We start from the raw sequence: 14016 nt of genomic DNA on the forward strand, positions 1-14016 counted from the left end.
GCTTAGCAGTTGACTGAGGGGCCGTACCTTTCGAGGTGCGGTCCCTCAGTGCTGCCCGGAAAGGTCGTCCTTCGGCTGCGGGCCGGTGGGGGCTGGTCGCGCAGTTCCCCGCGCCCCTAAAGAGACCGGCAAGATCAATGAGCTTGTTCCTCGGGAATGCCCACGCCCGTACGGGTGTTGTGGCGTATGGACACGAGGAGGAGCGGTCACAGTGCTTGATCCGCAGGGTTTGTACGCATGGGAGCCGAAGGGCCTCGCCGTTGTCGACATGGCGCTTGCCCAGGAGTCGGCCGGCCTTGTCATGCTCTACCACTTCGACGGATACATCGACGCGGGTGAGACCGGCGACCAGATCGTCGACGGGCTCCTGGACTCGCTGCCCCACCAGGTCGTCGCCCGCTTCGATCACGACCGGCTGGTTGACTACCGCGCCCGTCGCCCGCTGCTGACGTTCAAGCGCGACCGCTGGGCCGAGTACGAGGATCCCACCATCGAGGTGCGGCTCGTCCAGGACGCCACCGGTGCGCCGTTCCTGCTGCTGTCCGGACCCGAGCCGGACGTGGAGTGGGAGCGCTTCGCCGCGGCCGTCAAGGAGATCGTGGAGCGGCTCGGGGTGCGCCTGTCGGTGAACTTCCACGGCATCCCGATGGGCGTCCCGCACACCCGCCCCGTCGGCGTCACCCCGCACGGCAACCGCGTCGACCTCGTCCCCGGCCACCGCAGCCCCTTCGAGGAGGCGCAGGTCCCCGGCAGCGCCGAGGCCCTGGTCGAGTACCGGCTGATGGAGGCCGGGCACGACGTGCTGGGCGTCGCCGCGCACGTCCCGCACTACATCGCCCGCTCCCCGTATCCGGACGCGGCGCTCACCGTCCTGGAGGCGGTCACCGCGGCCACCGGGCTGGTCCTGCCCGGCATTGCGCACTCCCTGCGCACGGACGCCCACCGCACGCAGAACGAGATCGACCGGCAGATCCGCGAGGGCGACGAGGAGCTGACCAACCTCGTCGAGGGCCTGGAGCACCAGTACGACGCGGTCGCGGGCGCCGAGAGCCGCGGCAACATGCTCGCCGAACCGGTGGACATCCCGTCGGCGGACGAGATCGGGCGGGAGTTCGAGCGGTTCCTGGCGGAGCGGGAAGGCGACAACTGAGGGCCGTCGGCGACCGTAGTCCAGGGGGAAGGGCGGCCTGCCCGGTGCTTTGTCAGTGGCAGGCCCTAAGCTGCGGGTCATGCTGAAGGTGGGCCTGACCGGGGGTATCGGAGCCGGTAAGAGCGAGGTGTCGCGGCTGCTCGTGGAGCACGGAGCCGTGCTGATCGACGCGGACCGGATCGCGCGCGAGGTCGTCGCGCCCGGCACCCCCGGCCTCGCCGCCGTCGTCGAAGCGTTCGGCGAGGACGTGCTCACCGAGGACGGCAGCCTGGACCGGCCCAAGCTGGGCTCGATCGTCTTCGCCGACCCCGACCGGCTCGCCGTACTGAACTCGGTCGTGCACCCCCTCGTCGGCGCCCGCTCCCGCGAGCTCGAAGAGGCCGCCGCCGAAGACGCCGTCGTCGTCCACGACGTCCCGCTCCTCACGGAGAACGGCCTGGCGCCGCTGTACGACGTCGTGGTCGTCGTCGACGCCGGCCCCGAGACCCAGCTCGACCGACTCGTCCGGCTGCGCGGCATGACCGAGGAGGACGCCCGCGCCCGCATGGCCGCACAGGCGACGCGTGACAAGCGCCTGGAGATCGCGGACATCGTCATCGACAACGACGTACCACTGGAAGAACTTCAGCGACGCGTGAAGGACGTGTGGCACGAGCTCGTGCGCAGAGCCCACGGAGCCCAGGGGAGCCCTCAGCCCCGCTCGCCCCAGGAATAGGCCCGGCGCGATCGCGCGTTGAACCCTTCCAGTGAGGGAAGGACTTTGCCGTGCCCGAGACCAGCGGATCGCCCGGACGTACTCCGGAGACGCATGTCATCGACTTCCGCGCCGCCGAGCATCTGCTCGCCGCGCGGGATCCGCGGGGCGCGGTGAAGCTGCTCGACGGAGTCATCGCCGCGCACCCGGAGAACACCGCCGCCCGGCTCCTGCGCGCGCGTGCCTTCTTCGCCGCCGCACAACTGCGGCCCGCCGAGCTGGAGTTCACCATCGTCCTGGAGCGCGAGCCGGACAACGCGTTCGCGCACTTCGCGCTCGCCCGGACATACGAGCGCCGGGGCCGGCCCGACGAGGCCAAGCGCCACTTCCGGCTGGCGGCCGCGCTCGACCCGAACCCGCAGTACCTCAAGGCGGCACGGTTCGAAGCGTGAGCGGCGCCTAGGGGTGGGGATTCTCGGGCGGGCGGTACGGCGGTATGTCGCGGCCCGGCTGGTAGTGCGGGCCCTGGTGGATGTGTCTGAGGACCATGGCCATATCGATCGTGATCACCAGCCACAGCGCCCCACAGGCCGCCGCCCAGCCGGGGCGTCCCGCGAGCGCGAACGCGACGGTACCGAAGATCGCCCACACCACACCCCACACGCACAGCCAGAAACGGGCCCGCAGTGCACTGCGCGCTGTCCTCGGCTCACTGCCCGTACGCATCGGGATCACCACTCCTTCCTGAAACGTACTCCTCGTACTGCTCGTACTCCTCGTACTGCTCGAAGGGGGCCTCGTGCTGCCGGACACCGATGAACTGGCCGAAAGCCTGCTCGACCTCGGAGTACCCCATGAGGACATCAACGACCTCGTGCGGATGGGCCCACGGGTGACGGACGACCCGGAGCTGCGGCAGCACCTGGAGCGGTCCGTCGACGAGCTCGTCGGGGGGATCGGCCAGGTCGGCGGCGCGGTCGACCTGCCCGACCTCGACTGGGCCTCGGGCCTCCTGCGGCGCTGTTTCCCGGTGTACGTGTTCGTCGCGGCGCTGCCGTCCACGCGGGCCTACCACCGCGAGCGCGGCATCCCCGCCGATGTCTCCCGGCGCACCCTCGCGGACCTCGGGCGGAACATGGCCGTGCACCGCAGGCGCCATGGCCGGACGGGTGTGCAGGCACCGTGGTGGCTCGTCCATCACTTCCGCGGCGAGCTGTACCAGCTGGGGCGGCTGCAGTTCGAGCGGGCACGGCTCGGGCAGCGCGCGGGGACGAGACTGGCGGCGGCCGGGCTCGACGTGGGCCCCGACTCGGGCGGCCTCAACGTGCACATCCCCGACTACCTCGGGCCGCTGTCACCGGCCGCGGTCGACCGGTCCCTGGTGCTGGCCCGGGAGTTCTTCGCCGTGCACTTTCCGCGGGAGCGGTACGAGGTGGCGACCTGCCACTCCTGGCTGCTGGACCCGCAGCTCAGGAAGTACCTTCCCGGGGACTCCAACATCGTGCGCTTCCAGGAGCGTTTCCGCATCGCCCACGAGGACAGGGAGCAGGCCGACAGCGAGCCGGTCCAGTTCGTGTTCGGCGACCCGGAGCTGCCGGTCGAGAACCTGCCGCGGCGCACGGCCGTGGAGCGGGCCGTCGGGGACCATTTGCGGGCGGGCGGTCACTGGTACGTGGGGCACGGGTGGCTGCCGTTCGACGGGCGCGGGTGAAAGCTCTTCGTATGGCGACTTCGTCCGACGACTTCGTACGGCGACTTCGTACGGCGACGACGAATTGCCGTCCCACGGCGATGAGTTCCGCAGTCGGCCCCGGTCTACCTCTCCGACAGCACCACGGAACGCTTCACCCAGGAGACCCCCATGTCCGAGACCACCGCCTCCGTCACCGCCGCCGCCTCCGCCACGGCCCGCACGTCCCGCACCGTCATCGCCGAGTCCGCGACCCCGCGCGGCCGCCGCGCCCGGATCGCCCTGCGCGGCCTGCAGATTCTGCTCGCCCTCTTCTACGGGATCGCGAGCGCGCTGCCCAAGCTGATCGCGCACCCGTCGGCCGCCGAGGGCTTCGACGAGCTCGGCTGGGGCAGCGCGGGGATGTACACCATCGGCGCGCTCGAACTGGCCGGGGCCGTAGCGCTGTTGATCCCGGTGCTGCAGTCGGTGGCGGCGATGGCGCTGAGCGCGCTGATGGTGGGTGCGTTCGTCGTCACGATCACCGCGTTCGGCGGCGAGAACGCGGCGACACCGCTCATCCTCATCGTGCCCCTCGCCCTGATCGCCTGGGCACGGCGGAGCTCGAACGCGGATCTGCTGCGGCTGGTCCGACGACGCGCCTGACAGGTGCGCCTGTGCGCCTGCGAGAACGACTTCGGCGGCGTCCGGCCCGGGCCTTCTCGGCCTGCCGGACGCCACCGTCGTATGTCACCGTCCGCGCGGTCGTTCCGCGCCGCCGCCCATGAGTCCGCGGAGTCGTTCCAGCTCGCGGCGGTCCCGCTTGGTCGGGCGGCCCGTGCCGCGGTCGCGGAGGCCCGCCGGGGCGACGGCCTCGCGCGGCGGGGGAGGGGGCGAGTTGTCGACGTAGCACTGGACCGCCACCGGAGCACCGACCCGCTTGCGGATCAGCCGCTTGACGATGACGATCCGCTCCCGGTTCTCCTGGCGCAGGCGTACCTCGTCGCCGATGCGCAGGGAGTGGGAGGGCTTCACGTTCTGGCCGTTCACGCGCACATGGCCGCCCTTGCAGACGGTGGCGCCCATGGAGCGGGTCTTGACCAGGCGTACGGCCCAGATCCAGCTGTCGATCCGAACGGACTCGCCGCTCTGCGGACCGGCGGCCACGGCCGCGGCCGCGGCCACGGCGGCGGCGATCTGCGGGTCGACGACCGGCTGCGCGTCGGCTGGGTCCGGCTGCCCTTCGGCCGAGCTGCCGGCCTTCTCCTCGTCATCCTCGGAAGCCATGCCTCGACCTTAGTCCCGTCCCGGCCCGCGCAGTCCTCGCAGGAGTCCCGCGGGGAGTCCCGTACGGGGCCGCGACGGCTTTACGGTGGAGCTGTGGACGCCCTGGCCGATCTCGACCGCACCATCGCGGGTTGCCGTGCCTGCCCCCGGCTGGTCGACTGGCGTGAGGAAGTGGCCCGCACGAAGCGCGCCGCCTTCGCCGACCAGACGTACTGGGGGCGCCCGGTGCCCGGCTTCGGCCCGCCGGACGCCCGGCTGCTGATCATCGGGCTCGCCCCGGCCGCGCACGGGGGCAACCGCACCGGGCGGATGTTCACCGGGGACCGCTCCGGAGACGTGCTGTACCAGGCGCTGTACGACGTGGGCCTCGCCTCGCAGCCCACGTCGGTCGCCGTCGGCGACGGCCTTGAACTGTACGGCGTGCGCGTCACGGCCCCGGTGCACTGCGCGCCGCCCGCCAACAAACCCACGCCGGGTGAGCGCGAGACCTGCCGGTCCTGGCTGGTGCAGGAGCTGAGGCTGCTGCGCCCGACCGTGCGGGCGGTCGTCGTCCTGGGCGCCTTCGGCTGGCAGGCGACGCTGCCCGCGCTGGTGGAGGCGGGGTGGAGCGTGCTCAGGCCGCGGCCGGCGTTCGCGCACGGGGCGCGGGTCCCGCTGGACGGCGCCGACGGCCGCGGCGGGCTCGACCTCTTCGGGTGCTTCCACGTCAGCCAGCGCAACACGTTCACCGGCAGGCTCACGCCCGAGATGCTGCGGGAGGTGCTGCGTACGGCGGCGGAGGCGGCCGGCCTGAAATGAGGGGCGGGGCCGGTCGTGCCGTCGATACGGTGCCCGGATGACCCTTTACCCGGAGATCGAACCGTACGGCCACGGCATGCTCGACGTCGGCGACGGCAATCGCGTGTACTGGGAGACCTGCGGGAATCCGGACGGCAAGCCGGCGGTGGTGCTGCACGGCGGGCCGGGGTCAGGGTGCTCGCCGTGGGCGCGGCGGCTGTTCGACCCCGCCGCGTACCGGATCGTGCTGCTGGACCAGCGTGGCGCCGGGCGGTCGACGCCGCCCGCGAGTGCGTACGACACTGACATGAGCTTCAATACGATGCCTCATCTCCTTGCGGACCTGGAGCTGCTGCGGCGGCATCTGGGGATCGAGCGGTGGCTGGTGTGGGGTGTGTCGTTCGGGTCGGTGCTGGGGCTGCGGTACGCGCAGACACATCCGGGTGTGGTGACGGAGCTGGTGCTGACGGGGGTCACGACCGGTTCCGATGCCGAAGTCGCCCTGCTCACCAGGGGACTTGGGAAGATCTTCCCCGCCGCCTTCGAACGGTTTGTGGGGGAGCTGTCTGCCGAGGAGCGGTCCGGGAATCTCGCTGCCGCCTACAACCGGTTGCTGGAGTCGGCCGACGTGGAGATCCGTGAGCGGGCGGCGCGGGCGTGGACCGACTGGGAGACGGCGATCGTTCCGGCGCCGCCGCGGTCGGTCGAGCGCTACGAGGACCCCGTGTTCCGCTTCGGATTCGCCCGTACCGTCACCCACTACTGGGGCGACGGTCACTTTCTCGGCGAGGACGGTGTCGTCCTGCGTGACGCGCCCCTCCTGAAGGACATCCCCGGCACCCTCGTCCAGGGCAGCCTCGACTTCGGCAACTTGCTGGGCATGGTCTGGCGGCTCCAGCAGGCCTGGCGTGGCAGTGAGTTGACGGTGATCGACGAGGTCGGGCACAACGCAGGGGCGCCGGGAGTGGCCGAGGTGATGGTGGCGGCGACGGACAAGTACGCCCGCGACCGGGCCCGTTAGATCCTCTCGGCCGTGTCCCCGAACAACTGCCTTACCGTCGACTCGTAGTTGGTCCGCACATGCGCTAGGGCGTGCGCGCGGGCCCGGTCCGGGTCGCCGGAGGCGATCGCCTCGTACAACTCGCGGTGTTCCACGAGGAGTTGGGGCCACTCCTCGTTGCGCCGGGTCATCCAGCGCAGGCGGCCTGCGACCGGCTCCAGTGCCTCGATCAGCAGTGTGTTGCCTGCCATGGCGACGATGCGGTCGTGCAGTCTGCTGTTGACGTCCGTGATCGCTTCCGCGTCCCCCGCCTCGGTCGCGGTGGCCGCCTGGTCGAGGAGCCCCTCCACCTCGGCGAGGTCCTCCGGCGTCGCCCGTGACGCGGCGAGTCCGGCCGCGTACACCTCCAGGGCCTCGCGCAGCTCGAAGAGCTCCTTGACATCGGCCGGGGTCAGTCGGCGGACGACCGTACGGCGTGCCGACTCGAACTGGACGAAGCCCTCGGCCACCAGGGCCCGGATCGCCTCGCGGACCGGAACGCGCGAGACCCCCAGACGCTCGGCCAGCTCCCGCTCGACGAGCCGGTCACCGGGCCGGAGGCGGCCGGCGATGATGTCCTGCCGCAGGGTCGCCAGGACGCGTTCCCGTACCGCGCCCAGGGGTTCGGTCTTCGTCGTGGAGCTCATGGGGCCATCTTCGCCGACTCCGGGTGTGATTTACGGAGCGTTAACGGGAGCGACATCGGTCAGGACGGTTGACGGGAGGACCATGTCCGCAGTTTGGTATACCAAACGCGTCGGTGCCTCCCCACAAGGCGCCCCCTCCATAAGCAGTCCTCCGTCCCCGGCTCCTGGAGGCCCCGTGTCCCTCGCCGACCGTGCCGAAGTCACCGGCACACCAGCGTTCGTCCCCGATCCCCGGCTCACCAACGAAGACCTCGCGCCCGCGGGCAAGCGCAACTGGAAGGTCTTCGATCTCTTCGCCATGTGGATGTCCGACGTCCACAACCTCGGCAACTACACGTTCGCGGCCGGTCTGCTGGTCCTCGGCATGAACGTGTGGCAGGTCTTCACCTCCCTGCTCGTCGGCTTCGTGCTCATCTACATCGGCATGAACTGGATGGGCAGGATCGGCCAGCGGCACGGCGTCCCGTTCCCCGTTGTCAGCCGGATCAGCTTCGGCGTGTGGGGCGCCAACATCCCGGCGCTCATCAGGGCCGTGATAGCCATCATGTGGTACGGCATCCAGACCTACCTGGCCTCTGTCGCCGTCAACATCATGCTGCTGGCCGCCTGGCCGGGGCTGGAGTCCTGGACGCACAGCTCCTTCCTGGGCCTCGACGCGCTCGGCTGGGTGTCGTTCCTGTCCCTGTGGCTGATCCAGGCGCTGATCATCAGCCGGGGCATGGAGTCGGTGCGCAAGTTCCAGGACTTCTGCGGCCCGGCGATCTGGATCGTGATGATCGCGCTGGCGGTGTGGATCCTCGCCAAGGCCGGCTGGACGATCTCGCTCACGACCACCCCGCACCCGGTGTCCGTCGGCGAGCAGTGGCGGCAGTGGTTCGGCGCGATCGGCCTGATCCTCGCCACGTACGGCACGCTGATGCTCAACTTCTGCGACTTCTCGCGCTTCGCGCCCGACTACCGGACGGTCCGCAAGGGCAACTTCTGGGGCCTGCCCATCAACTCCACCGCCTTCGTGGTCGTTTCGGTGATCGTCACGGCCGGTTCGCTGGAGGTGTTCGGCGAGGCCATCACGGATCCGGCGGCGCTGGTGGCGAAGGTCGGCAACACCTGGGTCCTGGTGCTCGCCGCCCTGACGTTCGCCATCGCCACCATGGGCGTCAACATCGTCGCCAACTTCGTCTCGCCGGCGTACGACCTCGCCAACGTCTGGCCGCAGAAGATCACCTTCAAGGTCGGCGGCATGATCAGCACGGTGGCGGCGCTCGTGGTGACGCCGTGGAATCTGTTCTCGAATCCGACGGTCGTCAACTACTTCCTCGGCGGGCTGGGCGCCTTCCTGGGCCCGCTGTTCGGCGTGATCATGGTCGACTACTACCTGGTCAAGCGGGGCCGGGTGGACGTGAACGAACTGTTCTGCGCCGAGCCGGGTTCGCGCTACTACTACCGCAAGGGCGTCAACCCCAAGGCGCTGTGGGCCTTCCTGCCGGCGGCGGGGGTCGCTGCGGTGCTGGCGCTGGTGAAGACGTTCAGCGACGTGGCGCCGTACTCCTGGTTCATCGGGACGGCGATGGCGGCGGGGCTGTATCTGGTGCTGTGCCGCGATGAGCGGGCCGCCGGGGCCGATGAGCCGGCCGCCGGGTCCGTGGCGCGGGAGGTCTGAAGGACGTGCGGATCGTCGTCACCAACTGCAACACCACGCAGGAGATGACCGAGGAAATCGTACGAGGTGCCCGGGCCGTCGCAGGCCCGGGCACCACCGTGCTCGGGCTGACCCCCGGGTGGGGGCCCGAGTCGGCCGAGGGCTGGCTCGACAGCTACCTCTCGGCGGCGGCGGTGATGGACGCGCTGCGGACGTACGACGGTCCCGCCTACGACGCGGTCGTCATGGCCGGCTTCGGGGAGCACGGCCGCGAAGGCGTCCGGGAACTGGTGGACGTCCCGGTCGTCGACATCACGGAGGCCGCCGGGCACCTGGCCTGTCTGCTCGGGCGCCGGTACGGGGTGGTGACCACGCTGGAGCGCTCGTGCGGGCAGATCGAGGACAGCCTCGATACGGCCGGGGTGGGTCGCAACTGCGTCGCCGTGATCGGTACGGGGCTCGGAGTGCTGGAACTGGAGGACGCCGAACGCACCGAGTCCGCCTTCCTGGCGGCCGCCGAACGGGCGCGGGACGCGGGTGCGGAGGTGTTGGTGCTGGGCTGTGCCGGGATGACAGGGCTGCAGCGGGCCATGGGGGAGAAGCTGGGGGTTCCGGTGGTCGACGGGGTGGGCGCGGCCGTGAAACTCGCCGAATCGCTGGTGGGGTTGGGGCTGAGGACGAGCCGGGTCGGGGGGTATGCGCGGCCGTTGCCGAAGAGGCGGGTGTGGGGGCGGACGCAGGAGTGATCACCGGGAATCGGGTCGGCCGGGCTGCCAGACGTACCGCACGTCCGGCTCCTGCTCCTCGTTCCCGCTGCCGTCCGTGAACTCGACGGCGACGAAGCCGTGGCGCTCGTAGAACCGGTGGGCGGGCCCGTTGACCTGGAAGGTCCACAGGCTCAGCCCGTTCGGGCGGCGCTGCTTGGCGAGGTCGACGAGACGGTCGCCGATGCCACGGCCGCGCCAGTCGGGGTCCAGGTAGAGCTGGGAGAGGTGGTCGGCGTCGAGGACCATGAGGCCGACGATGCGGTCGGCGGCCTCGGCGACCCAGGTCTCCCTGAGCAGCACCACCACCTCCCGGAAGTACGTCCGCACGTCGTCGTCGGATCGCGGCCGGACGACCGTCGGCAGCGCGGCGGCGAACGACCGCAGCCAGACGTCGGCCGCGGCGCCGGCATCGGTGGGCCTGGCACGGCGGAGCGCCACGGGGGTCATGAGCGAGGCGCCCTCTCCGGGCTCTCCGGGACGGCGGCCGTGGCAGTGATCTCCACCAGATGTCCCGTGTATCCGAGGCAGGCCACCCCGAGCAGCGTCGACGAGTGCGGACCGACGCTCAGCCCTGACGCCTCGACGACCTCCCAGACGGCCGACAGCACCGCCGGCTCACCGCTCACGACGTACACGTCGGTCGACAGGACGTGCGCCAAGTCGCTCCCGATCGCCTCCAGTTGCACTTCGAGGTTGGCGATCACCTGCTCGGCCTGCCGCACCGGGTCTCCCGCACCGACGAGGTTCCCGTCGCGGTCGAGAGGCACCGAACCGGCGAGGAAGGCGAGCCTCGTGCCGGCTTCGACCACGGAGGCGTGGGCGTAGGTGGGGGGCGGGAAGAGGGCGGGGGAGGTGACGCGTCGGATCACGGGGGCTCCTGGGCGGTGCAAGCGCAGTCGGCGGTCAATCCGCCGATCATGCGCGCCCGCACCACTCCCTCGCATCCGAATATCCCAGCGTCGGTCGCCCCGTCACTTCACGGAGCGAGCCGGTAGGCGTTCGTGATCGTCTCGCGCACGGTGTTGCCGCCCTTGTCCTTCAGGTCCACCCGGAAGGACACGGCCTTGGCGGTCGCCGGGTGCTTCGCACTCACCGAGCGCGCGCCCTTCGCGTCGGTCGTCACGGTGAGCGGCTTCCAGGTCCGGCCGCCGTCGTAGGAGACGTTCACGGTCAGCGCGGCGACCTGCCCGGCCGCGGCGGCCGCGCCGCTCAGCTTCAGCGGCACCGTGAGCGTGCTGCCCGCCGGAGCCGTCCCCTGCAGGCTCAGCTTCGGCGCGAGACGCACCGTCGACAGGGGCAGCCTGGCCGTGCCGTCCGACGCCGGCCGGGCCGACGTGAACGTCCACACCCCTGCGACCTTCGTGCTGGTGGAGGTGTCCTCGGCCGAGCGGCTCGCCTCGACCGTCAGGCGGTACGCGGCGGAGGCGGCGGGAACCTCGGCGCCCACCCAGTCCGTGGGCGGGACCTCGGCGAGGATCCGGCCGCCGGATTCCAGCCGGGCGAAGCCGCCGGTGACGATCGAGGACCCCGGGTTGCCGCTGCCGTCGTTGAACAGCGGGATCCTGGCGCTGATGTAGTCGCCGGTCCGCTCGGCGCCCTGCTGCTCCGGGCTACCCGCCGCGAGATCGGGGCCGACCACACCGGTGTTGAACCTCAGCGTGTGGCTGGAGCCCGGTTTGTAGGCCACCCACTCCTTCGTGTACTGCATGCGCTCCTCGCCGCGGGAGTTGAGCTGCGTGGCGGTCCACGACCATCGCACGCCGGCCGTGCTGAGGAAATGCGTGGTGGCCTGCGGCAGCTTCTGCTTCAGCGGTTCCTGTGTGCTGACGGTCCACCCGCGCTCGTCCATCGGCGTGATGTGGACCTGGCCCTTGGCCCCGGTGGCGGAGGCGCCGAAGCCGAGCTTCACCTCGGCGACCTCGGCCCGGGTGACGGAACGGGCCAGGCCGGTGAAGAAGCTCCCCTTGCGGTTGAAGGCGAACCGGTAGTCGACGTTCTTGCCGGCCGCGCCGGGGTTCTTCCACACCCCGATGAACTGGGCCCGCATCGTGTCCGACGCCGGTCCGAGGGCGGCGGTGCGCATCGGCGGCACGCCGCTGCTGGACCAGGTGTTGGACACGCCCGCGGCCTCGTCGTCGTACCCGACGGTGGAGGTGACGAGCTTCGCGGCCGGATCCGGGGCCTTCACGGCGAACAGCTTTGCCTTGCGGGAGTCGAGGGTGACCGTGACGTTCCCGGTCACCTTCAGAACCGGCTGGACGAAGAAGCCCAGCTCGTTGTCCTTGGCGAAGACAAGACTCTCCAACTGGTAAGAGCCTTTGGGCAGCCGCTGGACCACCGTGCCGTTCGCGCTGTACGGAAGCTCCACGCGGTCGCCGAGCCCGCCGATGGGGGTGACCGTCGTCGCGTAGGTGCCGGGGGCCGCCCCGTCGGCGTCGATGTGCCGCACCCTGACGTCGTACGACTCCACCTCCCGATCGACCACCAGACCGGTGCGTACCTCCTGGCCGTCGCCCGACGCCAGCACGGTGCCGCCGAAGACGCCGTCGACGGTGCCCTTGCGAGTGTCGGCGGTGACGGTGGTTTTCGCGGTGCCCCCGGCCGGAACGGTGAGCTCGGCGTCCTTGACGGTGAACATGCCGTCCGGGGCCGGGCGGCCCGCCGGGTCGGTCCCGGAGGCGCTCAGCCGCAGGGTGACGGCCTGGGTGCCGTAGTTGCGGTAAGTGAGGGTCCTGGAGGCCGGTTTGTCGTCGGCGTGCGGCCAGGTGTGCATGCCGAAGCCCAGGGAGCCGGGCTCGGAGACGACCGAGGCCGTGGCGGCGCGCACCAGGTCCACCCGGCCCGCGCCCTGCTGGTGGGCGTTCAGCAGCGGGTTGGGCTTGGCCGAACCGGTCAGGAGCGCCTTCAGCCGGGCTCCGCTCCAGTCCGGGTGCTGCTGGAGCACCAGCGCAGCGGCGCCCGCGACGTGCGGCGAGGCCATCGACGTGCCGGAGTTCGGAACGTAGTCCTCACTCGGGGGCAGCTCGCTCTGCGTGGTCAGAGCGGCGGTGATGTCCATGCCGGGGCCGGTGAGGTCCGGCTTGGGTGTGCCGTCGAGGTTCGGGCCGCGGCTGGAGAAGTCGGCGATCTGGTCCTGCTTGTCCACGGCACCGACGGTGAGCGCCGCGGGGGCGCTGCCGGGTGACCAGACCGTGCGGTGCCCGTCGCCCGAGTTGCCCGCGGCCACCACGAACAGGGCCTTGTCGGAGAGCCGGGCGAGGGCCGCCTCCTTCGGGTCGATCCCGGGGGTGTCGAGGGAGCCCAGACTCAGGTTGACGATCTTTGCGCCCTGGTCGACGGCCCATTGCATGCCGGCGACGATGCTCGAGGTGGATCCCAGGTTGTCGTCGTCCAGAACCTTGCCGTCCAGCAGCTTCACACCGGGCGCCACGCCCGTGTAGTGGCCGTCGGACTTCGCACCGCTCCCGGCGATGATGGAGGCCACGTGCGTACCGTGCCCGAAGCGGTCCTTGACGTCGGGGGAATCGCTGAAGTTCTTCTGGGCCGTCTCGACGCCCTTGAGGTCAGGATGGGTCTCGTCCACGCCCGAGTCCAGGACCGCCACCGTGACGCCCTTGCCGGTGAAGCCCGACTTCCACATGGCGGGCGCACCGATCTGCGGCACGCTCTCGGCCAGGGCGCCCCGGACCTTCGCGTCCAGCCAGACGTGGGCGATGGGCCGCGCGGGGGCGGCCGTACCGCCTGCCGTACGGGCCGAGGAGCCGTTTGTGACGGCCGCCCACAGCGCCGGGGCACCGGTCTTGGGTGCCGTGAAGGCCTCGCCGGCGACCGCGGGCAGCGCACGGCGTTCGCGGACGGCCACGCCCGCGAACGGGTCGCCGGCTGCCAAGTCCCTTGCTCCGTCCTCCCGGTAGCCGACGATCAGCGGCAGCGTGCTGCGACGCGTGTCGTCGTACCCGTCCCTGACCAGCTGCGCGACGTCGAACAGCTGCCGGTCGAGCACGCCGTCGGCGACCAGGCGCAGGGCGTCCTGAGGGACGACGTACGTGTGGCCGGCCTCGCGCCGCACCGAGAAGCCGATCTTCTCGCGGCCCTTGCCGCGCACAAGCCGAACCACCTGACCGTCGGAGCCGACGACCACGCGGTCGCCGGTGATCAAGGTGACGGTCGCCGGTGGCTTCGCCTTCGCCCGGGCCTTCGTCCCGTCCTGCGCGGCGGAGCCGGCGGCCTGCGCCGGCTGGCCGCCGGCCGATATCGCCCCCGTGACCAGCGTCCCGGCAACCACGGCGCCCAGTGCCGCCGTTCTCGCGCGTGCTGTGAATCCCACTCGCGATTCCCCCGCCCTCG

15 protein-coding genes are annotated in these 14016 nt (G+C 71.0%); 9 read left to right on the forward strand and 6 right to left on the reverse strand.

Features of this window, described 5'->3' with window-relative positions; all coding sequences use genetic code 11:
- The first annotated feature begins 211 nt into the window (after positions 1 to 211).
- From OHO27_RS32075 to OHO27_RS32085, 3 genes are all read left to right on the forward strand, one after another.
- Positions 212 to 1150 (forward strand): PAC2 family protein, encoded by a 939-nt coding sequence (locus OHO27_RS32075; RefSeq protein ID WP_328428448.1) that lies wholly within the window; start codon positions 212 to 214, stop codon positions 1148 to 1150.
- A gap of 79 nt (positions 1151 to 1229) precedes the next feature.
- Positions 1230 to 1865: a dephospho-CoA kinase gene (gene coaE / locus OHO27_RS32080; RefSeq protein WP_328428449.1), complete on the forward strand. Its 636-nt coding sequence runs from the start codon at positions 1230 to 1232 to the stop codon at positions 1863 to 1865.
- 50 nt (positions 1866 to 1915) lie between these two features.
- Entirely contained in the window at positions 1916 to 2296 is a 381-nt protein-coding gene (locus OHO27_RS32085) for a tetratricopeptide repeat protein (protein WP_328428450.1), read from the forward strand.
- Between the two features lie 7 nt (positions 2297 to 2303).
- On the opposite strand, the gene OHO27_RS32090 is transcribed toward OHO27_RS32085, so the two are convergent.
- Positions 2304 to 2570, reverse strand: a complete 267-nt coding sequence (locus OHO27_RS32090) for a DUF6343 family protein (RefSeq protein WP_328428451.1) — start codon at positions 2568 to 2570, stop codon at positions 2304 to 2306.
- Between the two features lie 73 nt (positions 2571 to 2643).
- On the opposite strand from OHO27_RS32090, the gene OHO27_RS32095 reads away from it, so the two are divergent.
- Together OHO27_RS32095 and OHO27_RS32100 are read left to right on the forward strand one after the other, a co-directional pair.
- On the forward strand, positions 2644 to 3555 hold the full coding sequence (locus OHO27_RS32095) for an acyltransferase domain-containing protein (RefSeq protein WP_328428452.1): 912 nt from the start codon (positions 2644 to 2646) through the stop codon (positions 3553 to 3555).
- A gap of 150 nt (positions 3556 to 3705) precedes the next feature.
- Entirely contained in the window at positions 3706 to 4179 is a 474-nt protein-coding gene (locus OHO27_RS32100) for a DoxX family protein (RefSeq protein ID WP_328428453.1), read from the forward strand.
- 84 nt (positions 4180 to 4263) lie between these two features.
- Here OHO27_RS32100 and OHO27_RS32105 read toward each other — a convergent pair whose 3' ends face one another.
- Entirely contained in the window at positions 4264 to 4800 is a 537-nt protein-coding gene (locus OHO27_RS32105; protein ID WP_328428454.1) for an RNA-binding S4 domain-containing protein, read from the reverse strand.
- Between the two features lie 93 nt (positions 4801 to 4893).
- Here OHO27_RS32105 and OHO27_RS32110 point away from each other — a divergent pair, with 93 nt between their 5' ends.
- Together OHO27_RS32110 and pip are read left to right on the forward strand one after the other, a co-directional pair.
- Positions 4894 to 5598 carry a uracil-DNA glycosylase gene (locus OHO27_RS32110; RefSeq protein WP_328428455.1) on the forward strand — a complete coding sequence of 235 codons (705 nt, stop codon included), beginning with the start codon at positions 4894 to 4896 and terminating at the stop codon, positions 5596 to 5598.
- 37 nt (positions 5599 to 5635) lie between these two features.
- The gene (gene pip, locus OHO27_RS32115; RefSeq protein WP_328428456.1) at positions 5636 to 6598 is read left to right on the forward strand and encodes a prolyl aminopeptidase; all 963 of its coding nucleotides are present in this window, start codon (positions 5636 to 5638) and stop codon (positions 6596 to 6598) included.
- Here the strand turns inward: pip and OHO27_RS32120 are convergent.
- A complete protein-coding gene (locus OHO27_RS32120) occupies positions 6595 to 7263 on the reverse strand; it encodes a GntR family transcriptional regulator (RefSeq protein WP_328428457.1) in 669 nt (222 codons plus the stop codon). The genes pip and OHO27_RS32120 overlap by 4 nt on opposite strands.
- Positions 7264 to 7438: 175 nt before the next feature.
- On the opposite strand from OHO27_RS32120, the gene OHO27_RS32125 reads away from it, so the two are divergent.
- Entirely contained in the window at positions 7439 to 8923 is a 1485-nt protein-coding gene (locus OHO27_RS32125; RefSeq protein ID WP_328428458.1) for an NCS1 family nucleobase:cation symporter-1, read from the forward strand.
- 5 nt (positions 8924 to 8928) lie between these two features.
- A complete protein-coding gene (locus tag OHO27_RS32130; protein WP_328428459.1) occupies positions 8929 to 9648 on the forward strand; it encodes an aspartate/glutamate racemase family protein in 720 nt (239 codons plus the stop codon).
- Here the strand turns inward: OHO27_RS32130 and OHO27_RS32135 are convergent, their stop codons facing one another.
- From OHO27_RS32135 to OHO27_RS32145, 3 genes are all read right to left on the reverse strand, one after another.
- Complete coding sequence (locus OHO27_RS32135) at positions 9649 to 10116, reverse strand: GNAT family N-acetyltransferase (protein WP_328428460.1); 468 nt, start codon at positions 10114 to 10116, stop codon at positions 9649 to 9651.
- Complete coding sequence (locus OHO27_RS32140; RefSeq protein WP_328428461.1) at positions 10113 to 10538, reverse strand: RidA family protein; 426 nt, start codon at positions 10536 to 10538, stop codon at positions 10113 to 10115. The genes OHO27_RS32135 and OHO27_RS32140 overlap by 4 nt, the downstream gene beginning before the upstream one ends.
- A 107-nt stretch (positions 10539 to 10645) precedes the next feature.
- On the reverse strand, positions 10646 to 13996 hold the full coding sequence (locus tag OHO27_RS32145; protein WP_328428462.1) for a S8 family peptidase: 3351 nt from the start codon (positions 13994 to 13996) through the stop codon (positions 10646 to 10648).
- Positions 13997 to 14016: the final 20 nt, after the last annotated feature.

The organism is Streptomyces sp. NBC_00443 (assembly GCF_036014175.1).
Taxonomy (GTDB): domain Bacteria; phylum Actinomycetota; class Actinomycetes; order Streptomycetales; family Streptomycetaceae; genus Streptomyces.